General features: G+C 28.8%; 21 protein-coding genes, 1 tRNA gene and 1 pseudogene. 5 read left to right on the plus strand and 18 right to left on the minus strand.

The window, feature by feature from the left end; translation table 11 throughout:
• Positions 1 to 275 precede the first annotated feature (275 nt).
• On the plus strand, positions 276 to 1,757 hold the full coding sequence (locus ACZ41D_RS10595; protein WP_464150702.1) for an ISLre2 family transposase: 1,482 nt from the start codon (positions 276 to 278) through the stop codon (positions 1,755 to 1,757).
• A gap of 435 nt (positions 1,758 to 2,192) precedes the next feature.
• Positions 2,193 to 3,155 (plus strand): 2-hydroxyacid dehydrogenase, encoded by a 963-nt coding sequence (locus tag ACZ41D_RS10600; protein WP_464151379.1) that lies wholly within the window; start codon positions 2,193 to 2,195, stop codon positions 3,153 to 3,155.
• A gap of 274 nt (positions 3,156 to 3,429) precedes the next feature.
• Here the strand turns inward: ACZ41D_RS10600 and ACZ41D_RS10605 are convergent.
• From ACZ41D_RS10605 to pepV, 11 genes and pseudogenes are all read right to left on the minus strand, one after another.
• Positions 3,430 to 4,380: pseudogene (locus tag ACZ41D_RS10605) on the minus strand (IS256 family transposase).
• Between the two features lie 259 nt (positions 4,381 to 4,639).
• Positions 4,640 to 5,656: a hypothetical protein gene (locus ACZ41D_RS10610; RefSeq protein ID WP_464151380.1), complete on the minus strand. Its 1,017-nt coding sequence runs from the start codon at positions 5,654 to 5,656 to the stop codon at positions 4,640 to 4,642.
• 248 nt (positions 5,657 to 5,904) lie between these two features.
• On the minus strand, positions 5,905 to 6,054 hold the full coding sequence (locus tag ACZ41D_RS10615) for a hypothetical protein (RefSeq protein WP_464151381.1): 150 nt from the start codon (positions 6,052 to 6,054) through the stop codon (positions 5,905 to 5,907).
• A 22-nt stretch (positions 6,055 to 6,076) separates the two neighbouring features.
• Positions 6,077 to 7,024: a hypothetical protein gene (locus ACZ41D_RS10620; protein ID WP_464151382.1), complete on the minus strand. Its 948-nt coding sequence runs from the start codon at positions 7,022 to 7,024 to the stop codon at positions 6,077 to 6,079.
• Between the two features lie 447 nt (positions 7,025 to 7,471).
• Positions 7,472 to 8,827 (minus strand): transglutaminase-like domain-containing protein, encoded by a 1,356-nt coding sequence (locus ACZ41D_RS10625; RefSeq protein ID WP_464151383.1) that lies wholly within the window; start codon positions 8,825 to 8,827, stop codon positions 7,472 to 7,474.
• Positions 8,828 to 8,879: 52 nt separating this feature from the next.
• Positions 8,880 to 9,755: a pyridoxamine kinase gene (locus ACZ41D_RS10630; RefSeq protein ID WP_464151384.1), complete on the minus strand. Its 876-nt coding sequence runs from the start codon at positions 9,753 to 9,755 to the stop codon at positions 8,880 to 8,882.
• Between the two features lie 69 nt (positions 9,756 to 9,824).
• Positions 9,825 to 10,751: a radical SAM protein gene (locus ACZ41D_RS10635; RefSeq protein WP_464151385.1), complete on the minus strand. Its 927-nt coding sequence runs from the start codon at positions 10,749 to 10,751 to the stop codon at positions 9,825 to 9,827.
• Positions 10,752 to 10,908: 157 nt separating this feature from the next.
• Positions 10,909 to 11,997 (minus strand): dipeptide epimerase, encoded by a 1,089-nt coding sequence (locus ACZ41D_RS10640; protein ID WP_464151386.1) that lies wholly within the window; start codon positions 11,995 to 11,997, stop codon positions 10,909 to 10,911.
• A 109-nt stretch (positions 11,998 to 12,106) separates the two neighbouring features.
• Positions 12,107 to 12,433, minus strand: coding sequence for a DUF3870 domain-containing protein (locus ACZ41D_RS10645; RefSeq protein ID WP_464151387.1), 327 nt, complete (start codon positions 12,431 to 12,433; stop codon positions 12,107 to 12,109).
• 112 nt (positions 12,434 to 12,545) lie between these two features.
• Positions 12,546 to 13,709 (minus strand): DUF819 family protein, encoded by a 1,164-nt coding sequence (locus tag ACZ41D_RS10650; protein WP_464151388.1) that lies wholly within the window; start codon positions 13,707 to 13,709, stop codon positions 12,546 to 12,548.
• Positions 13,710 to 13,808: 99 nt separating this feature from the next.
• The gene (gene pepV, locus ACZ41D_RS10655) at positions 13,809 to 15,218 is read right to left on the minus strand and encodes a dipeptidase PepV (protein ID WP_464151389.1); all 1,410 of its coding nucleotides are present in this window, start codon (positions 15,216 to 15,218) and stop codon (positions 13,809 to 13,811) included.
• Between the two features lie 479 nt (positions 15,219 to 15,697).
• On the opposite strand from pepV, the gene ACZ41D_RS10660 reads away from it, so the two are divergent.
• On the plus strand, positions 15,698 to 16,237 hold the full coding sequence (locus ACZ41D_RS10660) for a ribonuclease H-like YkuK family protein (protein WP_464151390.1): 540 nt from the start codon (positions 15,698 to 15,700) through the stop codon (positions 16,235 to 16,237).
• A gap of 342 nt (positions 16,238 to 16,579) precedes the next feature.
• Here ACZ41D_RS10660 and ACZ41D_RS10665 read toward each other — a convergent pair.
• The 6 genes from ACZ41D_RS10665 to ACZ41D_RS10690 form a co-directional block, all read right to left on the minus strand.
• Positions 16,580 to 16,656: transfer RNA gene (locus tag ACZ41D_RS10665), tRNA-Lys, on the minus strand.
• 84 nt (positions 16,657 to 16,740) lie between these two features.
• On the minus strand, positions 16,741 to 17,277 hold the full coding sequence (locus ACZ41D_RS10670) for a GNAT family N-acetyltransferase (protein ID WP_464151391.1): 537 nt from the start codon (positions 17,275 to 17,277) through the stop codon (positions 16,741 to 16,743).
• 224 nt (positions 17,278 to 17,501) lie between these two features.
• The gene (locus tag ACZ41D_RS10675; RefSeq protein ID WP_464151392.1) at positions 17,502 to 18,272 is read right to left on the minus strand and encodes a patatin-like phospholipase family protein; all 771 of its coding nucleotides are present in this window, start codon (positions 18,270 to 18,272) and stop codon (positions 17,502 to 17,504) included.
• A 16-nt stretch (positions 18,273 to 18,288) separates the two neighbouring features.
• Positions 18,289 to 19,059 (minus strand): acyl-[acyl-carrier-protein] thioesterase, encoded by a 771-nt coding sequence (locus ACZ41D_RS10680; RefSeq protein WP_464151393.1) that lies wholly within the window; start codon positions 19,057 to 19,059, stop codon positions 18,289 to 18,291.
• A gap of 66 nt (positions 19,060 to 19,125) precedes the next feature.
• The gene (locus tag ACZ41D_RS10685; RefSeq protein WP_464151394.1) at positions 19,126 to 20,148 is read right to left on the minus strand and encodes an alpha-hydroxy-acid oxidizing protein; all 1,023 of its coding nucleotides are present in this window, start codon (positions 20,146 to 20,148) and stop codon (positions 19,126 to 19,128) included.
• Positions 20,149 to 20,175: 27 nt separating this feature from the next.
• Complete coding sequence (locus ACZ41D_RS10690) at positions 20,176 to 21,066, minus strand: DegV family protein (protein WP_464151395.1); 891 nt, start codon at positions 21,064 to 21,066, stop codon at positions 20,176 to 20,178.
• A gap of 146 nt (positions 21,067 to 21,212) precedes the next feature.
• Between ACZ41D_RS10690 and ACZ41D_RS10695 the strand changes: the two genes are divergently transcribed.
• Positions 21,213 to 22,457, plus strand: coding sequence for an HlyC/CorC family transporter (locus tag ACZ41D_RS10695; protein ID WP_464151396.1), 1,245 nt, complete (start codon positions 21,213 to 21,215; stop codon positions 22,455 to 22,457).
• A gap of 257 nt (positions 22,458 to 22,714) precedes the next feature.
• Here the strand turns inward: ACZ41D_RS10695 and ACZ41D_RS10700 are convergent, their stop codons facing one another.
• On the minus strand, positions 22,715 to 23,824 hold the full coding sequence (locus ACZ41D_RS10700) for an HD-GYP domain-containing protein (RefSeq protein ID WP_464151397.1): 1,110 nt from the start codon (positions 23,822 to 23,824) through the stop codon (positions 22,715 to 22,717).
• Between the two features lie 270 nt (positions 23,825 to 24,094).
• Between ACZ41D_RS10700 and pepT the strand changes: the two genes are divergently transcribed.
• Positions 24,095 to 25,321 carry a peptidase T gene (gene pepT, locus ACZ41D_RS10705; RefSeq protein ID WP_464151398.1) on the plus strand — a complete coding sequence of 409 codons (1,227 nt, stop codon included), beginning with the start codon at positions 24,095 to 24,097 and terminating at the stop codon, positions 25,319 to 25,321.

Genomic DNA, 25,321 nt, shown 5'->3' on the forward strand with positions numbered 1-25,321 from the left:
TTTATTAATTGGATTTAATGAAAAATCTTTATTTATTAGATTGAATTTTAACTTTTTGATAGTTTTATAAGATTTTCAATATAAATACACATCTTTTTTACTGGCCCCGAAAAATTCCTATGGTTATATGGCTATACAATATATAAATCTCTTAGAGTATAATTTTAGTAGGCAAAAACAACAAAAATGAAAAAGATGCCCGAAAGCACCTTTAACATATATGAATCATCCAATATAATAGTAATTAATAAGAAAACTATAAAAGGGATGATTACATGTATAATATAAGTTTAGATGAAAAAGAAATTAATTTCAAGAACTTAGAGAAAATTATATATAAGCTTGTATGCCGACAGGCATGTGAAATGCTCGTAGAGCTATTAGAAAAATTAGATAATAAATTAATGAAAGAAAGAGATAAAGAAGAATATAGAAATAAAGGATTAAAGAAAACTACCATAAAAACAATAATGGGCGAAATTGAATATAAACGTAGAATATATCAATATACTACACAAGAGGGTAAAAGAGGTTACAAATGCCTTTTAGATGAATACTTAAAAATGGAAACCATAGGACATATATCTACAAATCTAGTAGAAAAAATAGTAGATCTAGCAACAGATGAATCATATAGAAAAACAGCAAATAAAATAACAGAAATGACAAACCAAAGTATAAGTCATTCAGCAGCTTGGAACATAATACAAAACTTAGGAGAACAACTAAAACAAAAAGAAAAACACGAAATAAAATTAAACAACGAAGAAAAATTACAAGGCAAAAAAGAAACAAAAATATTGTTTGAAGAAATGGATGGAGTGTGGATAAATATCCAAGGTAAAGATAAAAAGACTAAGGGAAAAGAGAAAAAAGAACTAAAATTAGGAATTTTTTATGAAGGCTGGGAGAAGAAGCATGAGAAAAAAGATAGATATGTACTAAAGAACAAAAAAGCATATGCAAGCTTTGGAAGTAGTAAAGAATTTAGAAAACTAAGACAAGCCAAAATAGCGAAACAATATAATACTGACGAAATAGAAACAAAAATAGTAAATGGAGATGGAGCAAACTGGATAAAAGAAGTTATAAAAGAAGACAATTCACACTTTCAATTAGATCCATTTCATAGAAATCAAGCAGTACTTAAGAACATAGAAGATAAGAAAAAGGCAAAAGAAATAATAAAGAAACTAAGCAATGGTAACATAGAAGAAGGATTAGAAATGATAACAAAACTAATGATAGAAAACAATGATAATCAAAAGAAAATGAAGAAATTACAGGCACTATATAATTACCTAGTAAACAACAAAGAAGGGATAGTGCTCTACAAACTTCGCCCAGACATAAATATGCCGCAACCACCAGAAGGAATTAAATATAGAAATCTAGGAACAATGGAACATAGCATATGTGATATATTAGCACAAAGGATGAAAGGGAATAAAACAAGTTGGTCAATACAAGGAGCCAGTAACTTAGCCAAGATACTAGCAGAAAAAGCAAGCAAAGAATTAGCAACAACAATAAAATCACTACTGAACAAAGAAATAAAAGAAGAAAAGCTTGAAGAAATAATAGAAAAAGTAGGATTAACAGCAGCAGAAGTAAATAAAAAGCCAAAGAAAAGCAAGATATACAAACACAAAAGAGCAAGCATGCCATTTAGTCAATGTTCAGTAACTAACGGAAGAAAAGCCATAAAGGACATGTTAGGTTGCAAATGTGCAAGTCAAATGAACCTAAGTTTTTAATATCTAATATATTATATAACTTAAAAGAATAAGCTAACATACGATACCTATGCTCTAATATAAGCCTAAAAAAATACAACATAATAGAGCATTAATACTGATGAATAAATAGAATTAGACCTAAAAATAGGGCTCTCAGACTTATTGTTATTCTATAATCATAAGTCTAGTATTATAGAATAACAATTTTGAAATCATTGTAAAGTATATGTAAATTTATTTTTAAAATTGTAGAAAGTATAAATAGAATACTCTTGCCCTATCGGGCATAAAAACATAATTAAAACAGCAAAATTGGATGATTAAATTTAAAAATAATAATTTTGCCAACTTTTACTTGACAGTATCTATAAATCTACGATAATTGCTCTTATAATTGTTTATATGATAAAATTATACTTGTTATAATGCATTTTTATTAATGGGGGGATTAATGTGGAAAGGAAAAAGGTTTATGTAACTAGAATGATACCAGAAGAAGGGATAAATAAGCTAAAAAAATATTTTGATGTTGAAGTAAATGAGTTTGATAGAGAACTTACATATGAAGAATTAAAAGAAAAAATCAAGGGAAAAGATGGAGTTTTATGTTTATTATCAGATAGAATTGATGCAGAACTAATGGATACTGAACCTAAAGTAAAAATATTTGCAAATTATGCAGTAGGATATAATAACATGGATGTAAAGGCCGCAAAGGAAAAAAATGTTCTATTAACAAATACTCCAGATGTATTAACAGATGCAACTGCTGATTTAGCATGGGCCCTTTTATTTGCTACTGCAAGAAGAGTAGTAGAGGGAGATAGATATATAAGGGAAGGTAAATTTAAAAAATGGTCGCCTCAATTGTTACTTGGCAGGGATGTTACAGGTAAAACTTTGGGTATAATAGGTGCAGGTCGTATTGGGAGAGCATTTGCAAAGAGAGCTAAGGCCTTTAATATGGAAATACTGTATTATAATAGAAGTAGAAAGGAAGATTTTGAAAAAAAGTTAGGTGCTAGGTATGTTTCTATGGATGAACTATTAAAAAACTCAGATTTTATTTCACTACATACACCATTAACAAAAGAAACAGTCCATCTTATAGGAGAAAGAGAATTTGAAATGATGAAAAAAACTGCTATTTTAATCAATACTTCAAGGGGGCCGGTTGTAGATGAAAAGGCTTTGGTAAATGCCCTTAAAAACAAGGAAATCTGGGGAGCAGGATTAGACGTATTTGAAAATGAACCGGCAGTAAGGGAAGAATTAATGGGGTTAGATAATGTAGTAATGTGCCCACATATAGGAAGTGCAACCTATGAAACAAGAGTTAAAATGGCTATCATGGCTGCAGATAATATTATAGCAGCATTAAATGGTCACATTCCCCCTAACCTTATAACAAAATAGCTCGTTGCAAAATCCTACAACCGAGAATATAATTAAATTTGTGCTTTAGAAGAGAATATACAACTCTAATCTGACAAGAAATACTAACTAATACTATGTAAAATTGTAACTTAATATCTTATTTTTGTTATTGCCAAAATTATTATGTTTTATGCATTAAAATAATATTTTTGGCAATAATTTTAATTATAGGGTTGTATGCTTATTTATTAATATGCTATATAGTATATTTGTTTTCAAAAAAATTTTTATTTTTTCTGTTGGCTTATATGATTTAATCCAGCCTTTCAGGCTGTCTTAAAGCATATAAGCATTGATTAAAGGACCATTGTATTCTTCCATCAAAGAATATGGTTAACTGATTTAATATTAAATCCCAGTTTTTATACCTTTGAGTCCACTTCTTTACAACGTTTTGACTAGCTAAGTAAAGTATTTTTTCAAGGGCTTGATCTGATGGAAACATCGTCTTAGTCTTTGTTACTTTTCTTAGCTGTCTATGGAAACCTTCTATAATATTTGTAGTATACATTATAGTCCTGATTTCTTTAAGGTATTTGAAGAATGGAGATAGTACATCCCAGTTTGTTTCCCAGCTTTTGATTGCATAGGGATATTTCTTACCCCATTTTTCTTCAAGTTCCCCTAAATTTTCAAGAGCTTCTTCTTCATTTACAGCTTTATACACGCTCTTAAAATCATTAGAAAATTCTTTTATATCCTTGTAGCTAACATATTTAAAAGTATTTCTTAATTGTGAATTATGTACCTTTGTATTTCAGCTTTTGGATATGCTGATTGTATAGCTTCTTTCAAACCAGTTAAAACATCTACACTAAATATTAGTACATCTAAAACGCCTCTATTTTTGAGATAATTTAATACCCATAACCAAAACTTAGATGATTCATTTTCACCTATCCAAATGCCTAAAACATCCTTAAATCCGTCTAAATTAACCCCTAATACTACATAAGCAGCTTTGCTTTTAATTTGCCCATCTTCTCTTACCTTGTAATAGATAGCATCCATAAAAACAAAAGGATAAATTGATTCAAGGGGTCTATTTTGCCATTCTTTAATCTGTGGAAGTATACTATCGTATATTCCTTTTATTCTTTGGGACAACAACAGGCTCAAAATCGCTATTTCTGTCTCTGGGAACTTGAATTGGGAATTGATCAAACTAAGTTTTTGCAGTTTTTAAATTATCTTCTGTAATCATTTTTCTTAAAACTTCTTTTGGCATTGTACTCATAAAAAAATGCTCCTTTCTGGATTTAATCTTATTTAGATTCTTGCCAGAAAAGAGCTTTTATTTTCATAAAAGCACAGATTTATTGCATCACTACTTACTAAATTCTTCAGTACCCCAACACGCTTTATGTTCGTATTTATCAAACTTTGATAAATATCCTTCTATATATAAAATATTAAATTTAATACTTAAGGAATTTGCATAATATTATATTCCTAATTAAAAGTTATCTTCCAACATAATCAGAAAACATGTTCTCACTAAGAGCCTTCCATGTTATTTCGGCACCTTCTTTGATTTCAATAGTAGCCCCCACCTTTTTCTCTTTTTCCGAAATCATATTCGAAACCTCGTCTGGTGTAATAAATGATACCTTTGCTTCATCAAAAATTTCTTTATATATGCTATTCGTATAAAGATTTGCATCATCTATTAGCTCCCAATTATCATCATATACATAAAATGTATAAAAGCACTCTTTATTGCCAATTTCATCTGAATTAGGTATATATACACTATTATCAAAGCATATGGTATCTATCTGAATTTTGCCTGATATTCCTTTTGCCTCAGCCACTTTTGAAATCTCTCCTAGCTCGTCCGACCAATCAAATTGGTTTATATCCTGTTCACTTTCAATAGATACAATAAACTGCCAATTACCCTCTTTATCAATTAGACTATATTCTGTTACGTAATTACTAGCTCCATTACTACCACTAGATTGACAATAACCATATTCATTTATTGTGGAATCACTTCTAGCCCAAGTCTCGTAATAATAACAAAGAAATAGTTTCTCATCAATATACTTTATAATATAAACTAAAGTACTATCATCATCTTTATCATAAATATCCATACCATTAAAACGAAGAACCAATTCGTTTACTCCATCCATACCACAATCAATATAGCCGTAATCTATATATTTAATTTTCTTATTTGTGGAATTTTTAAAATAATGCCCAGTAACTATGTCTAGTACTTCCGAAAGTGTATATTCACTTCCTTTTTTGTATAGAGTTCTCCCAGCATAATCTTTTGGCATAAATCGGTCAAAAGATAACTTCATTTCATTATTCAGAAATTTTTTGTAGGCTTCCATGGACAGTTCTTGTTGATTAATAGTTGAATCTACCATAATATCAGAAGTCGGTGACGTTGAGGTAGTTATACATCCACTAGTCATTAACAATAAACCTATTATTAGAATAATATTTATTAATTTATTATTTTTCACTTTATTATTTCCTCCTATATATACCTCATTTTTAGCTCGTTGCAAAATCCTACAACTCGCATAAATGCTACATTTAAATTATTGAAATGGATGGTTTTCCCCCATTTTTGGGTATATATAATAAGCAGTTATTAATAACTCAAAGAAAGGAGAAAACCATTATAAATGAAATTTAATTCTTCTTTTCCTCGCGATAGCTTGAAATGGACTTTACTTTTCAAGCAAAGGACCATTCTTCTGTTTAAAACTCAAGAAAAGCACAATAATCCTCTAGCGATAAAAACATTAATAGCATAATTTGAACATAATTGAATATTGATAAAAATTAAAGGTTTAATTAACCTTCTGTTTCTTATGCTATCGCATCTTTTATCTTGTTTTTCTGTGGATAAGTTCATTTTTTTATTCTGCAACTACCTATTAACAATATTTTCTTTTATTCTTGTTCCAATTTTTGAAAAATTTTCTATCAAAATGCTTTCTTTTAGAATTATATTTTTTCAAATAATCAGTGTCATAATCATTGTAGCCATTCATTTCTGTCATCCATTGAATAAATTCTTTATATGTTAAATTATATTTATATTCTCCTTTAATTCCTTCATCTATATCCAAATCAAGTATTTCAGAAATTCCAATTCCATCATCTAAATTATCACTGTAATTTATAAGAAACAATCTCCCATTTAATTTTTCTTTTACAGTCCATAACCCTATAAACTTCTGTTTGTTATCTCTTGGTTTTCCAGTCCAACAATATCTCATAGGATGTGCTGTGTAATTTGAAACATAGCTTGTTTCTTTTTTTAAAAACTCGTATATTATAGTCTCTCCCGTAGTTTCTATATATTGAAACAAATCAAAATCAAATCCTTTTGTAGTATATTCCCCCAATAATTTTTTCGTAATTTCTAAGCCATTATCGTCATTTTCATCTATACAACAATTAATTTTCTTTAAAGTATCCAAAACAAAATTATCTTTATTTTCTTTTCTAACTGATCCTAATTTCTTTGACTTTTTTTCTGCACCATCTATATTGTTTATTCCTACAAATATTTCTTTAAACCTTGCAAAATCAACTATATTCCACTTTATTTCTGGCATCCTTTTAACAAATAGTATTTTGTTAGCATTCTCATCATATACAACTATTAATAAATATGCATCATTTTGAACTGCTAAATCATACAAAGTCCTTAGTTTATTATAGTAATCTTCACTTATAAACTTCTTTGAAAATCTATTCCCTTCATTTTTAAAACTATCAATAAATTCATTTATGTTTGAAACTAAAAAGAACTCAAATAATATAAGTTTATCTTCTGATTCAATGTATTGCACTCTATCTACTTGATAAATACTCAAAATCCTTCTCCCCTATTCCAAAACATTCCATATAGTTTATTATACACCATAATGAGTTTCCAGTTTTATTTCAATTTAAGTTTTCATAAATCCAAATAATACAACAAAGGAAATTGTTGAAATTTTTACGTTTATATGGTACACCTTATTAATATAAGTGAGTAATTGTTTCAAATAGCTTTTACTCATTTTATCAGCATCCTTTTCTTTGGTTTTTTGGGTAAAAACTATTGTAGAAAGGATGCTTTTATTTTGCAAATATTTTTTTATAATTTCTAGTAAAAATAGGAATAATCAAAATTTTATATGTATATCATAAATTGTTTAATTTCTACGGGCTATCGCCCATTTATTTTTTTGATGCGAAATCTCTGATATTTTCATAATTACTTCAAGTCTAAAACTTAATTTACTATAATTAATTATAAATTAAAAATACTCACACTATTAAACCTCGTGCACATCTATTATCTCCATTATAGGTTCAAATCCATCACCACTATATATTGCTTTATCAAAATATTCTACCTCACCAATTTGGTTATCATAAGGATCAGATCTTAAATAATTCTTTTTAGGTAAAAATTCGTATTGAAATGCAGAATTAGCTACCATCCTAAAAGGGTCAAGATTTCCAAAATAAAAATTCCACCTTTTACCGTTATTTTTTCTATAAGCACTCCCTCCAAAAGATAAATCAGCAAAAAGCCATCCATAAGGTTCAATATAAAATTGAGCCCAATCATGACATCCTATATAATACGGATTTACATAAAGTCCAGATTGCCATCTTGCAGGTATACCAACAATTCTACACAATGTAATAAATAAAAGTGCCTGAACTCCACAGTCTCCCTTGAGATTATATGCTGCATATTCTGGAATATTTAGTAATGCTGCATATGGTCTAACATATGAATACTGTACATTTTTTGTAATATAATCATATATATTTCTTGCCTTCCTCAATGGGTTTTCTTCATTGCCTACTATTTCTTTTGCTAAATCAACCAAAAATGGGGTGAAAGCTATATGAGGTAACCATTCTTCAGTATAAAATTTAGGCTGGATTTCTGATACTTTATCGTAATCTAACTCAATATATTTTACATGATTTTCATATGAGTATTCTACAATAAATTCCTCTTCGCCTTTTACTTTTTCCTCAAAATAAATAGTTCTTTGTGGGTAAGTTTCTGGAGATATTATCTTTGGTTTATGAGAAGTATTTAATATCTTAATATTTTTTATTTGAACTGCATCTTGAGGTATAGGCAAATGAACTCTTACAATTTCATTAACTCTTGTTCCTTCTTTTTTTAGTTTTATACCTGATTTTACATGTATAAAGTATCTCTTTTCTCCTTTTTCTATCATGTCTTCTACTGTTTTATCTAAAAGCACATTTTCTCTATTATCATTATTACTTCTTTTTAACCTATTTTTCATGTCAGGATGTACCTTTAATATGTTATCTAAAAATCTTTTACTGAACATTAATTTCCCATCAATAAATACCCAATCAACATATCTTTGGTTTTTTAAAGTATCCAATTCTTCCTTAGTAAAATCCTTTAATTTTTCTTGAGCTATTTTTAATGCACTATCATATGTATAAATGTATTCTTTCTTAAGTATATCCATTCTATGCTTTTCAAAATTTAGCCTTTTTTTCAGCATAGTAGAAATATTCCTATCTAAATAAATATCTATTAGCTTATTTGCCTCCGCAAAATTTCCATATGTAATTAATTTCTTTATATCCTCTGGCAAATCTGCAGCTAAAAATTCTAAATTATTCAAAACATCCACCCCCCTGATGTGTTAGTTAACAAACTTAATTAATATATATTAATTAATCCATGACCTCATAACTGCTGGTCAGCACAGGAAGATTTAAATTATTGAGAACTCTTTCTAATAAAACCCCTTCTCTTTCAGGATATCCAAATCCATAGCTGGCTCTTATACAAGCAGTTATAAACTGCACTCCCCTATCTAACGCTATAGGAAGACTGTCGCCCTGAAGAAGACTACCAATTATTACACTTGTAAAAGCATCCCCTGTACCAGGAAAACTTGCAGGAATATATTGACATGTTACATTCCAATATTTATCGTGACGTTTATCATAAGCAATTGTCCTTGTCTTCTTTTTTGAATTCGCATCTGGAACACTAGTAATTATAACGCATTCAGGTCCCATTTTAGAAAGTTCTAATAACCACTTCTTCATCTCTTTATCATTAATCTCCAGAGAGTATGATTTGCCTAATAAATATGCTGCCTCGGTAAAATTAGGAGTAATGATATCTGCCTTTTCTACTAATTTTTTCATACGTTCAACCATATCATATCCCATAGTGCTATAAAGTTTACCATCATCACCCATAACAGGATCAACTACAGTAAGATTATGATCATTGCTAAAGTAATTCACAAAATCTAAAACTATATCTATTTGCTTTGAAGAGCCTAAAAATCCGCTATATATACAATCAAATTCCAATTTTAGTCTCTTCCAATGATTTATGTAATCTTGCATAGAGTCAGTAAGATCTACAAAACTATACCCTTCAAAACCTCCTGTATGACTTGACAATACTGCTGTAGGTACAGGACAAACTTGATGTCCCATAGTCGACAATATTGGGATAATTGCCATAAGAGAAGATCTACCAAATCCTGAAAGGTCATGAATTGCAGCTACTCTTTTAACGGGTAATATCATTTATCTCACCTCTTTTTAATATACAATTTTCTCATTTGAATGAATACTTCATAAAAAACTAAACTTCTTTTATTTTAACCTAAAAGTATCATAACCTTTATAACTTAATACTTCAATATTTACATTTTCCCTTAACTTTAAAACTATTTCATTGATTTTCTTACAACCTCTTGTTTTCAAAAAACCTGTAATCTCATGAGTATTCATTGGATGCCTTCTTATAATACTGAGTATAGCATCGTAATCATCTTTTACTTCACTATAAAATCCAACAGAATCAAGTTTATTTATTACTAGTCCTCCAAGTATTTCTACAGCCAATTCTAAAGATCTATCAGAAGGCTGTTCAACATAATTTTCTGCTGGTGGCCTCACAGGAGAATTAATATACAATCTCTGATGTTTTATTTCTTTTATGATTTCTTTCATTTTCATAAAATCAGACTCTTTATCATTAAACCCTTTTATAATCATGGTTTCAAGCCATAACTGTCCTTTATAATCATTAGAAAATTCTATTAATCCCTCAATCATATCGTTAAACATTATACTTCCAATGGGCCTATTGATTTTTCTAAAAGTTTCTTCATCTGCTGCATCTAATGAAGGTAAAACAATGTCAGCATGCATTAGTTCATTTCTTACCTGTTTATCATACATAAGGCCGCCATTAGTTATAACTGCTACAGGTTTAGTAGTTAGATCTTTTAACCCCATTATGATATTTCCAAGTCCTTTATAAAGAGTAGGCTCTCCTTCGCCAACTACTGTTACCACATCATAGTTAATATTTTCCTTCATATATTCTTCAAATTCATCAAGAATAACTTTATAATCAAAAAACATTTTTCTTTCATTTGTCATATTTTTTGTTCTTCCTAGCTGACAATATATACATGAATAATTACATGTCTGCTCAGGTATAGGACTTACACCTATGGAAAGCCCCATTCTTCTTGATGGCACTGGTCCAAACACATATTTAAAATTTCTCAATAAAAACACTCCCCAATGTAAATTTGTATAAGTCAATTATATTATAATACATAAATTATTTGTTGATAAAAATATTTGTTACATGAAATATTTTAGTCTTGTAATCATTAAAATTATAAGCAAAAGCCCTCTCCATAAGGAAAGGACTTTAAAAAAATTATTTATATACTACTCCATGTACGTCTTTAATTCCTAAACCTGGTTCATCATTCAATGTAATTTTATATTCTTCAAATATTGGACCTCCGTCAATAGGGTCTTCACTACATAATACAGGTCCATCTAAATCTACTTTTGTAATTATACTTTTAGCTGCTGCTAAATGTACTGCTGCTGCAACACTTACTTTAGCTTCTAACATACATCCTATCATGCATTCAATACCATATATTTCTGCCATTGAACATATTTTAAGAGCGTTGTGAAGTCCACCTGTTTTCATTAATTTAATATTTATTAAATCAGCAGCCCTCATTTCAATGATTTTCATAGCATCTTTAGGTGAAAACACACTTTCATCAGCTAATACTGGTATTGAAACATTATCTGTTACTAGTTTTAACCCTTCAATATCGTGAGCCGGTACAGGTTGTTCGACAAGTTCTATATTAAGTCCTGCATCTTCCATTTTTCTTAATGTATAGATAGCTTCTTTTGGCTTCCAACCTTGATTTGCATCTATTCTTAAATCAACATCATATCCCACAGCTTCTCTTATAGCTTTCATTCTCTTTAAATCTAGTGATGAATCTTTACCAACTTTAATCTTAAGAGTTTTATACCCTTTATTTACAGCTTCAATACTATCCCGTGCCATTTCTTCAGGGTCATTTACGCTTATAGTTATATCTGTCGTTATTTCTTTTCTATATCCTCCTAGTAATTTATAAACTGGTGCTTTATACAACTGCCCATATAAATCGTATATTGCTATATCTACAGCAGCTTTTGCACTTGTATTTTTAACAACTGAGTTGTCTAATTTTAACATTAATTCTTCTAAGTTCTCTATATCCATTCCCAATAAATGTTTTTTAATATGATCTTCTATAGCTCCAATAATGCCACCAGTTGTATCCCCCGTTATAACCCCTGTAGGAGGTGCCTCTCCATAGCCAACATTTCCAGTATCAGTTTCAATTCTAACAATAACATCTTCTACACTATTAACTGTTCTCAATGCTGTCTTAAAGGGTTTCTTCAGTGGAACTGATATATGCCCTATTTTGATATCGGTAATTTTCATATTGCTCCCCCTTTAATTATTTTCTATATATTTTTCTATTATGACTCTTTAACTTTTAAACTCAGATCCGTACGTATATTATCTCAAAATTTTAAATAAAAAATCTTTATTAATAATATTTTTCTTTTACTTGCCTATATTTTTTTAACGCATCTTTATAAGCAACTACTATAGCTTTTTGTGAAGACCCAAAGTATCTTCTCATCACCTCTTCTTCTATATCTTTATAGAATTTGTCAAATTTTCTACCTTTAAATATACTAGCAATAAACTTTTGTGTCGTAGGTATTGTAGCAGAACAACTAAGATCAACAATTTTATCATCTGTTGTGTCGACTATAAATCCTATAAAAAATATTTTAAATCTTTCTGTTATAGCATTATCTGAATTGGTTCTACCGTGACCGATCACATACACTGTATTTTTATCATACATTATTCAAACCACCTATATTAATTTTATTTAAAAATCTCATCCTTGAAATTAATTCTACAGCAGTGATCAATATCCTTTTTTTATTGCAATATTCTATTTAAACTAATTTACATTAAAGTAAAGACATTATCTTACCTACTATTAAACCTCCACCAGTACCAATGATATAACCCATCATTGCCATAAGAACTCCGATTGGTATTAAAGCTTGACTATATGCTGCTGCAAGAATAGGTGCTGATGCAACTCCACCTATATTTGCTAAACTTGCAACACCACAGGTAAATAGATCTAATTTAAATACTTTAGCTATTATCGCCATTACTAAAGCATGAATTCCTAAAATAACAAAACCAGAAATAATATATAATGGAGCTTGTGCAAGCTCTGCAAAGTTTGCTCTTGAAGCAATTAAAGCTACTATAGTATATAGCATCGCATTAGAAATCTGCGACGAACCTGGTAACTTTGCTAAAGGTGTCATAGCTCCTATAACACCAGCTACAGTAGCTATAAGAACTGTCCAAGTCGTTGCTGATAAAAAATCAGATTGTGGCAATAATCCACCTAAATTCTTAGAAATAGCAGCTACTAACAAACTAGTTCCTGTTAAAATTATTAAGTCTGAAAATTCCATACTTGTTCTCATATTTTCCTGAGCCTTAGCAAGTTGTTCACCTACTTCATCTATAATTCTAGTATCTGATTTTGTCCATTTATTAAATTTATGTCCGAAAGGAACTAATGCTAATAAAACCATTACCCAAATAGAATAGTTAATAGAATCCATTAATAATGCATACCCTAACTTAGCATCTGGAATATTTAAAGCACCTTGAACAGCTACCATATTTCCTGTTCCACCCATCCAGCTACCGCAAAGTGCTGCAAATGCTTGCCATGTATCAGGTTCATATAAACCTTTAAAAATTATATAAGTAACAATAAAGCCTACTCCTATACTTATTGAAGCTGAAAAAAATCCTAATAACATTTTAGGCCCTAATTTAACAATTTTTCTTATATCACATCTTAGTAACATTAAAAATATCATTGCAGGTAATAGATTATTTTTAAATATTGAATAGTATAAATTTACATCATCTGTTTTTTCCCATAATCCGAATGTCGATAATAACATAGCTACTAAGTAAAGCAAAACTACTGCTGGTACATACTTAAAAAATTTGCTATCTTTGTATTTCTTTTCTAGCCAAACTAATAAGCCAGCTAAAAAAACTAATACAGATAAATATGTAAAACCAGTTGTAATCATTAATTCTCCTCCTTTAAATTATTTTTAATTAATTAGAAAAACGCTAATATAACTTATTAAAACATTAAAAGATGATTGTTGACAATAAGTATGTTAATATCAATTAGCAAGTTCATATATTGCAGAGGCCATAATCTGAACATTTTTTATTAGGTTTTCTATAGTTATATATTCATCAGGTTGATGGATAACATCAGGTTCACCAGGGAAAATTGGCCCAAAAGCTACAATATTTTTCATGGCTTTTGCGTAAGTTCCTCCACCTATAGCTAAAAGTTTTGGTTCATTTCCTGTTTTCTCCTTATACACTTTTTGAAGTTTTTTAATAAAATCTTCTTCAGGACTCACATATAATGGGGCTTTATGTTTAATATCTTCTACTATAAAACCTACAGATAACATTTTATCTGTTAAATTTTTCATAAAATCATCATATTGTTTAGTAACAGGATACCTTATATTTATTCCTAAACTGATTTCATTATTATTTCCTTTAATTGTTCCCAAGTTAAAAGTTAATTTACCTGAAATTTCATCTTCTAAATCAATTCCTAATGTTCTTCCGTCAGTTTCATAACCTATATTTTTATTTAAAAAAGTCATAGTTTCTTTTATATCTGTAGATATATCTAATTCACTTAATAAATGTATTATTGCTGATATGGCATTTTTACCTTGTTCTGGTGTACTTCCATGTGCAGATATACCATATACTTTTACAATAAAGTTTTTACTAGATTTAATATATTCAACATCAAATTTGTAATTTTTCATTTTAATAATTTTATTACACTTTTCTATTAAATAATCTTTTTGGAATTTATCGCTATGTATTACTACCTCTGCATATTCAGGAACAACATTTGGAACTGTACCTCCCGAAAATGATACTATACCAACACTTTTTGTTCTAGTATCATTATTTTTTACACCAAAACGTTTTCTTAATGTGAAAGTTACTATTCCTTTTTCTGCATTAATTATTGGGTATTCTGCATCTGGAGTAAATCCAGCTACTGGAATCTCATCTTTATCTGTGTAGTACTTTATCCCTTTACTTCCAGATTCCTCGTTTGTTCCAAATATTACTCTAATCCTTCTTTTTAATGGTAATTGTGAATCTTTTATAGCTTTTAGTGCAAATAAAGCTCCTATAATTGGTCCTTTATCGTCAAGAGTGCCTCTTCCAAATATTTTACCATCATGTATTTCAGCACTATACGGAGGATATGTCCATCCATCACCTTCAGGCACAACATCTAAATGCCCTAAAATAGCTACCATCTCTTTGCCTTCGCCATACTCTGCATACCCAACCATATTATCTAAGTTTCTCGTTCTAAATCCTAATTTATTCGCAAGTTCTAATGCATGTTTTAATGATTTATTAACACCTTCACCAAAAGGCATATTTTCTTTTGGAGTTGACTGTACACTCTTTATTTTTACACTTTTTCTCACTTCTTGAATGATTTCATCCTTCATTTCAAGTATCCTCTTATCAAACATCAAATCACCTCCTTTATATATAATAGAACAAAAAAAGCAAAACCATATAAACATTAAGGCTTTGCTAATGACCTTGTTTACGTCGATATTTTCATATCTAAATAAACAAGTGTTGCTTTCAAAATATTCAATTTTATTATATTTTTATTTTATGATAACTTAAAACAAATGTCAAGATTTTGTACAGTATATTAGAGACTTCATATCAAATTTTTAATTAAAAATTAAAACTTCATAATGAATTTCCAATTTTATTTAAATCTAAGTTTTTATAAAAATCGGTTTATCTCAATTATCAGCAAAAATCAGAATATAATTTAATTTAACCTAAATATTAATATTTTCGAAATTTTATAAAGGAATACAACGTGTTTTGTATAATTCTTAAGTAACACTAATTTATTTAGATTTATATCTCTGCAAGGTAACAATAACAGAAAGATTAGAATAATAATATATTACAAAATGAAGGTGATAATGTGAAATTTGACTCTTCAATATATAAAAAAGAAATGACTTTTTATAATAGCAGCGAAAAAAACATGTCATTTTCCGATGTAATTTCTCATATACTAAACTTTATTAAAAAAAATCCTCAAGGAGAGTATATACTCGCAATTGGAACAGATTCTCAAGTTAAATCAGAATATACAATTTTTATTACAGCAATAATCATCCACAATATTGGTAATGGAGCTTGGGGATGTGTTAATAAACTTATCATTCCAAGAAGAATTAAAAATCTGAAAGAAAAAATATTTATTGAAGCTACAAGAACTCAGCAATTAGCATTTATGTTTACTCCTGAAATTTTTGAAGAAATAACTAATATACTACTACCTTATATAGATAAAGGAGCTAGTTTTCGTCATGAAATTCACATTGATATAGGAACTAAAGGAGCTACTAGAAAGTTAATTAAAGAAGCTATTGGATACTTTGCAGGACTTGGTTTTGAAACGAAGATTAAGCCTGAATCTTATGCAGCTTCTTCATATGCAAATAAATATACAAAGTAATTCTTGCAATAAATAAAAAATTTGTAAATTAATAAAAAGTCATAATTTTACAAATTACAAATTTGTTGCCTCTAATATTATTTATAACAGTTGTATCAAAATGAACTAATGTTGAATAATTTATAATTGAGAAAGAAATAAATCAATGGGGAGGTTTATCTATGGCAAATGCACTATGTGGAAATAATAGCGGAAGTGAATTATTATTTTTCTTTTTACTTCTAGTGATTATATTTTGTTACTGCTATTAAGGAGCCTAAGGCTCCTTTATTATTTAGTGAATAAAAAATCTTAATAAATAACAAAAGTTTCCAAAGCGACCTCTGGAAACTTTTTATCTATTGGTACCCCTTCAGGGACTCGAACCCTGGACACCCTGATTAAGAGTCAGGTGCTCTAGCCAACTGAGCTAAAGGGGCATGTCATCAACGACATTTTTTATTATACTATCTATTTTTCATTTTGTCTAGTATAAATTTTAATTTTTGTACTATTTTTTTATATTATTTCATTGCTAAATATTCATCTCTTAAAATACTCATAACTATCTCATCGTAATACTTACCATTTCTAAATAATTTTTGTCTTAACCTTCCTTCTTCTATAAATCCACATTTTTTATAACTTTTTTGTGCTCTCTCATTAAATTCAAATACAGAAAGTTCAACTCTGTTAACATTTATCTGATTAAATATAAAATCAACTAATATTTTCATAGCATCGGTCCCATAACCTTTACCTCTATAATCTTTATGTCCAATAAATATTCCAACAGTGGCTGTTCCATTTTTCCAGTCTATATTGTTTATTCCGCATCCTCCTATATAAATCCCTTCCTCCAAAGTTTCAATTGCAAAATTATATGTATCCTTTAGCTTTTTCTGGTTTTCAAACCATTCCATCTCCATTTCCAAAGTCATAGGATATGGGATACCTGTAGATAAATTGAGCATTACTTCTGGATCATTCATATATTCATATGCTAATTTTATATCATCCTTCGTATAACCTCTCAATCTCACTTTTTCACCTTTTAGCATTTATATCACCTACTTATCTTAAAATTTAATTAAGCTTTATATACAGTAATTTTGAGTATTATTGTTATAATAATATAAGCTTTATCCCTATGTCAAGAGTTAATTCTAAAACAAACGATAAAATTGTATAATATATTTAAAACTATAATCATTATTTAGGTAAACAAGTTTAACACTTTATTTTAAATTTTAAACTTGTTTACCTATATATTAAACTAAGTATCTTATACCTTCATACTTATACTATATCCTTCTTCAAATAGATCATTTGCAAAGTTTTTTTCGAACCTCAATGTATCATTTGGCTTGAAATCTCTTTTAGGTTCAATAACTACTATATTATCCATAGCATACCTATTTTTTATGTAATCTGGTATTTGATAGTTTTTATGGAATACTATCAAAAATAATTTATCTACCTTATTCTTAACAAATGGCCCAAGAAAATTATTGTTTACAATCCCTCCATCTAATTTATATCCTTCATAAATACCAGTTTCTAAATCTTCTTTGAATTCATTAAACATAACTGAAGAATCAAATTGTTTTTTTATATTTTCAATGGAGCCATATTTTTCTGATCTGCAAGGTAGTAATGAACTATATTTTATTGCATTAAGCTTTTCATCATCTGGCAGCTTAGTTATATCTGCTATTACTTCTTTTAGTTTCTTATTTCGTACGGACACATAATTTACATAAAAGCCTTTTATTGTTTCATTAATACCTTCAAGCTCACTTAAATAATCAATAACCCCTTGATTATCTATTACATTTCTACATATCTCGTTTGTATTATAATATTCAAAATTATTTTCTAGCCAAAACTTTTTTAGTTCTTCAAAGCTATTTTTATATATAAAATAACTGTTAATAGCACCTATTGATGTTCCAGCTAGTATATTAAATTCACAATTTCTTTCATACAAACCATATATTACTCCTGCTTGAAATGCTCCCTTTGCCCCTCCTCCTTGTAAAAATAAACCATTCACTTTTTTGCCTCCCTCATCATATTTTAAAGTATATTCTTTTACTATAGTCTTCTTTCCACTGTGTCTGTAAAACACATAATATGTTTTCATTTTTATCTTTAATTTCGTGTATACAAATAATTTTATTATCTTCTTCTCTTATTTCTACAACACTCTTTATTATATCTCCATACTTAGACTCTCTTCTATATACAACCTTTATATTAGCTAACAAATAATCTGTTAATATATTCAAAGGGAGTGTTTCTAAAGCCCACTGAATATATTTTGCATTATTTACATGTTTATTTGTATCAATATCACTAAACCTAACAAAAAAATCCTTTTGATAATCGCATTTCACAGGTATCGGAATTTTACTCATTCTAGCATGTTTAGTTTCATTATTTATTCCATAAGCCTCATATAAATATGAAGGTATGATTGTAGGTTTCATCTTATTTATATCTAATAATACCCATCTAGAACAAGCTTCCACTAAAACTTCTTCATCATGAAAAATCTTAAATTCCCTATATGCGTTAAACTTATCAAATGCTAACGGCCTAGTTGTAACCTTCAAACTTTGTCCTAACAATGGATATTTTTTTATATCTATGTCCCATTGATATAAAGACCATGCCAGAGAATTGTTTTTCAAAAATTCAAGACCTACACCTACCTGTTCACTCTGCATTATAGCTATATCTTGAAAATAATTTGCAATAGCACTTGGTAAAATCATTCCTTTATAATCCACTTCATAATAATGTACACAGTAAAATCTTTCCGAATATACTGAACTCACTCTATATTCCCTCCAAATTAATACAAAAATTTCATAAGCCGAGATAAATCTCGACTTATGAATACATTAAAAAGGATTATAAATACATTCTATACTTATATCCTTCAAGCTATGACAACCAGTCATTATCATAGCCTGTTTTAATTCACTTTTCAGTTTTTCTGTGTATGATATAACGCCCTCTTTTCCTCCTCCATATGCAGATAAAGCATATGGCCTTCCAATAAGGACTCCATCAGCTCCAAGTGCTAAAGCTTTAAATACATCTACACCATCTCTAAAGCCTCCATCAATGAAAATCTTCATGTTTTCTCCTACTTCCTTAGCTATAGCAGGTAATACCTCTATAGTAGAAGGTGCATGATCTAGAACTCTTCCTCCATGATTAGACACTACTATACCATAAGCACCTGCTTCAAGAGCTTTTTTGGCTCCCTCAACAGTCATTATGCCCTTTATAATAAATGGAAGTTTAGTAGAAGATATGATTTTCTTTAAATCATTTACAGATTTTGTTCCTACAGGTTTCCCTAATAATGATAGTGTAATAAGACCTGCAGCATCTATATCCATCGATATTGCTAAAACACCTTTTTCTTCCGCCTTCCTTATCTTTCTTATAACCTCATCATTTTCCCATGGTTTTATAGTTGGTATACCATAACCATCATTTTTTTCAATAACACTAAGAGGCAAATCATAATATTTATCTTCTACTCCATCTCCAGTAAATCCTATAGTGCCAGCACTTATACAACCTTCGATAATATATTTTGAATAAGTATAATCATCCATTATATCAGAGTAGTTAATACCTACAGCTCCAATAGGTGCTGCAAAAACAGGTAAAGAGAATGTTTTACCGAACAGCTCGATTTCTGTATTAATTTCTCCTTCTTCAGTTAAAGTATCCAAATTAATTTTTAATTCATTTATCTTCTCCCTATTCCTAATAAAAGTAGAGCCTGTACCTTTACCTCCTACTCCAGGAACTTCGCCTACACATGCTTTACCATTGCAATCTTTACAAACACGGCATTTTAAACCCTTAATTTTTTTTGCTTCTTCAAGCACTTTTTTATATTCCATATAACCACCCCATATTATGAACAATTTTTAATACCCATTAGCAATTTTCTTTAAATCCTCAGGCATCTCTTTATTCAAAAAAAATACAGAAAGTGTTCCCGGACCAGAATGTGCGCCTATAGAAGCACCTAAAATATTAACTACAAATTTTTTACAACCATAATTTTCTTTAAGAGAGTCTATAAGTTTATTCGCTCCTTCTAAATCATCCCCATGATTTATCCCAATAATTTGATTAGATAAATCCACTCCTCTTTCACCAACAATTTCTACCATTCTTTTAATTACTTTTTTTCTTCCTCTAATCTTTTCTCTAGGGACTATTCTGCCATCATCAAAATCTAATATAGGTTTTATACTGAGCAAGCTTCCAATAAAAGCAGCTGTCCTGCTTACCCTTCCACCTCGATATAAATACTCAATATCATCAACGCAGAAAATATGCTCTATGTGTTTAATATAAAAATCTAAAACCTTTAATATTTCTTCCTTAGATTTGCCTTCCTTAGCCATTCTAGCTGCTTTATACACAAGAAGCCCAAAACCAACAGAAGCACTCTTTGAATCGACAACTTCAATATCCAATTTAGGATAATCATCTACTAAAGCATTTCTTGCCATCAAAGAATTTTGATATGTTCCTGATAACCTAGAAGAAAATGCTATATAAATACAGCTTATATTTTTTTCAGCATAGTATTTAAATTTTTCTTCAAATGTTTTAGGAGGTATTTGAGCAGTCTTATATACTTTTCCAGCTCTCATATTATCAAATAATTCCTTAGGGTCTATAGTTATTCTATCATAGTATTCCTCTTCATTTGAATAAACTGATATAGGTAAAACATCTATGTCGTATTCTTTTATTATGTCTTCAGGCAAATCCGAAGCACTATCAGTCAATATTTTTACTGTCATACTATCCCTCCTTATAGTCTTGTTTTTGCATTATTTATATCCACATAAAATTATTATACTAATTAAGTAAATAAAAATCAAAATATATATGGATAAATGCATTAATAATATCAGATAATATACTATATCTAGGAGTGTGATAAATTTTGAATATTTATGAAATAGGTCAAATAATATCACTATTTATTCTATTGATATTCTCAAGCTTTTTTTCTGCATCAGAAACAGCTTTAACATCATTAAGTAAGATAAAAATTAGAAACATGGTAGACAATAAAGTTAAAGGTGCATATTTAGTTAATAAATTAATAAAAAATCCAAATGAACTATTAGGAAGCATATTAGTAGGAAATAATATAGTAAATATTACTGCATCAGCATTAGCTACTTCATTAGCAATAAAATATTTTGGTAATGCTGGTGTAGGTATTGCAACAACAATAATGACCATTTTAATATTAGTCTTTGGTGAAATAACTCCAAAATCATTATCAGTAAAAAACCCCGAAAAAGTAGCTATAAGAGTAGCTAAGCCTATATCTTTTATCTCCACTTGCCTAAATCCAATCGTATCCGTATTAATTTACTTAACCAATTTTACAATTAAAGTTTTTGGAGAAAAAACAGAAAGTAAAAAACCTTTTATTACTGAAGAAGAGTTAAAAACGATTGTCAATGTTAGTCAAGAGGAAGGCGTAATAGAAAAAAAAGAAAGACAAATGATATATAACGTATTTGATTTTGGTGATTCTCAAGTAAAAGATGTAATGGTGCCAAGGACAAACATGATAGCTGCTGAAATTTCATCTTCTTACGAAGAACTAGTTGGTATTCTTAAAAAAGAAAGATTTTCAAGAATACCAATTTATGATAATACTCTAGATAATATTGTAGGTATCCTATACATAAAAGATCTGATTTTTTTTGACAAAAACTCACAAAAGTTTAACATAAATGATTACATGAAGAAACCATATTTTACATTTGAATTCAACAGAATAACAAATCTTTTTGATGAAATGCGTAAAAAAAGAATACATATGGCAGTGGTGTTAGATGAATATGGAGGTACCTCTGGTATTGTTACACTAGAAGATTTAGTAGAAGAAATCGTTGGTAATATTTATGATGAATATGATAAAGAAAATGATACTATAATTACGATCAGTGAAAATGAATTTCTTGTACTTGGAAGTACAAAAATTGAAGATATTAATAGAATAATAAATACCAATATTCACTCTGAAGAATTTGATTCTATTGGAGGTTTTTTAATTGGAAAATTTGGTAGATTACCAAATTCTGGTGATACCCTTGAATATAAAGGCATAAAATTCTATATAGAAAACGTAAAAAAAAATAAGATTGAAAAAATTAAAATTACAATCTAAAGTTTGGAATATATGCCATCAAACTACAATAAATTATAGTATAACACAATTCCTTTCAAATGGAATCTAAGGGGTGAAACAGATTGACTAAATTTTTTCTTGTTCCTAAAAAAACACTGTATAAAATAATTGCAATTGTAATAATAGTAATTATTCTTTTAATCATATTTTCAAACACATAAAAGTTAAGTCCCTAGACAATTCTAGGGATTTTTACCATTAGTTTTAAATTTTTGACGAATGTTAAACTAGCCTCTTTATATAACTTTTTTAATTTTTATTCTTTGTTCTGTTGACAAATCTATTATTGCATCGTCTGTTTTAACTAAAGGCTTAAATTTATCATAGTAGTTTATAAAAATAATTTTTGCAATCCTATTATCACTTAAAATAGCATACCGCCCAATATTATTCCATAACATGTTCTTTACAAAAACATCTAAAACCTTAAAATCTAGCCTAGTAAGCTCTTCATAATACAATTTTTTTAATGATAAAAAGATCCCACCATCTTCTTCATGTTCATCAAAATATACTTCATCAAATCTATCTGCAACTGCTAATATCCTAGCCTCAAAAGAAATATTTTCTCGAGTTAAGCCAAAAGGATACCCAGTTCCATCGCAATTTTCATGATGGCTTAAAATCATCTTTTTTACAGTTGTATTTAAATCTTTTATATTTAATACTTCTCTATAACCAAGTAGAGGATGTTTTCGATATTCTTTTTTATCTATGTATCCTGAATTGTTTAATATTTTAACTATACCTATATCGTGTAGCAATCCGCCAAGAATCAAATTCTTTATCATATTGTCATTAAGCCTAAGCCACTTTCCTATAAGTCCTGCAAATATAGCCACATTGACACTATGAGAGTACATTTTTTCATTTCTCTTTTTCAAAGCATAAAGACATATGAGAAAATTATTGCTTCGTATTATTTCGTTAAATAATGGGTATGTTATTTTCTTTATAGCATGAAAATCAAGATGTTTTCCCTTATCTAATTTTGCTAATATATTATTCATTGTTCTAATACTACTTTTATATATACTATTACTTTCTAAGTTAACCTTAGATTTATATTTTGACAAATTTTCTTCACGTTCATCATGTTTATTTTGATTAGTTTCTAATTTTCCTTCTAAATATTCATCATCTTTAATATCAACATCTAAACCTTCATCTTTTACAGTTATATACGATACCTTATATCTTTTTAACCTATTTATCAATTCATCAGTAAGTGTAACTCCAGGAGTTACTAATATTGACCCAGTATCACTCCTTACATCTTCCATAACTTTCATCCCTGGTTTACATTGATCAATATCAAGTTTTTTCCCAATATGCACTTTTCCCATATCATTACACCTCAATATAAAATTTTAATTTGTTTTAGAAATAATTCTTCAAAGTGTAAGGATTTTCCTCTAGTCTTTAAGTCCTATTTTGTATATTTTTGTTCAAAACTGTCCATACATCCTCCTCTAGTTTTAACATATTTTGCACCCTATTAATAATAAACCTATAATATTTAAACATACGTCTCCTATAAAATAAATATAAACTTCTATTTCAATATAAATAGAGTTATAATACAGATAGAAACCTAAATCAAAGGAGGATTTAAAATGTCAAAAGTTACAGAAAGATTTTTAAAATACGTAAAATATGATACAAAATCCGATGAAAATTCTACAACAGTTCCAACTACTAAAACACAGCTTATTTTCGCAAAGGAACTTTCAGAAGAGCTTAAGCAAATTGGTTTAGATGATGTTTCTATAGATGAAAAAGGATATGTCATGGCCACCCTTCCCTCAAATATTGATAAAGACACTCCAGTTATAGGGTTTATTGCTCACATGGATACATCTCCTGATATGTCAGGCAAAAACGTAAATCCACAAATTGTAGAAAATTACAATGGTGAAGATTTAACACTAAATAAAGAAAAAAATATCATTTTATCTCCAAAAGATTTCCCTGAATTAAAAAATTATATTGGTAAAACCCTTATAACAACTGATGGGACTACTTTATTAGGGGCAGATGATAAAGCAGGTGTAGCAGAAATAGTTACTGCTATGGAATACTTGATAAGCCATCCAGAGATAAAACACGGTACAGTAAAAATAGCTTTTACCCCTGATGAAGAAGTTGGAAAAGGTGCAGATTATTTTGACGTAAAAAAATTCAATGCTGATTTTGCTTATACTGTAGATGGAGGTCCTATAGGGGAATTAGAATACGAAAACTTTAATGCAGCTAGCGTTAAGATAATTGTAAATGGTAGAAATGTTCATCCTGGCTCTGCTAAAAATAAAATGGTTAATTCTATGGAAATAGCCATGGAACTCAATTCACTTCTACCTGAAAACGAAAAACCACAATACACAGAAGGTTATGAAGGATTTTTCCATTTAACAAGTTTTAATGGTACTGTTGAAAAAACATCCATCCATTATATAATAAGAGACCATGATAAATCAAAATTTGAACACAAAAAAGAACTAATAAACAAAATAGTTGAATTTTTAAACTTAAAGTATGGAGATAATGCAGTCAATATTGAAATGAAAGATCAATATTATAATATGAAAGAAAAAATCGAACCAGTTATAGAAATAGTAAATACAGCCAAAAAAGCTATGGAAGAAGTAGGTATAACCCCAGTTATTAGCCCAGTAAGAGGTGGTACCGATGGTGCAAGGTTATCATATATGGGATTACCTTGTCCAAACATATTCACTGGGGGGCACAATTTCCATGGTAAATATGAATATATACCAACTTTTGCAATGGATAAAGCTGTAGATGTCATACTAAAAATAATAGAATTACATGCAAAAAACTAA

This window comes from Brassicibacter thermophilus, assembly GCF_055378355.1.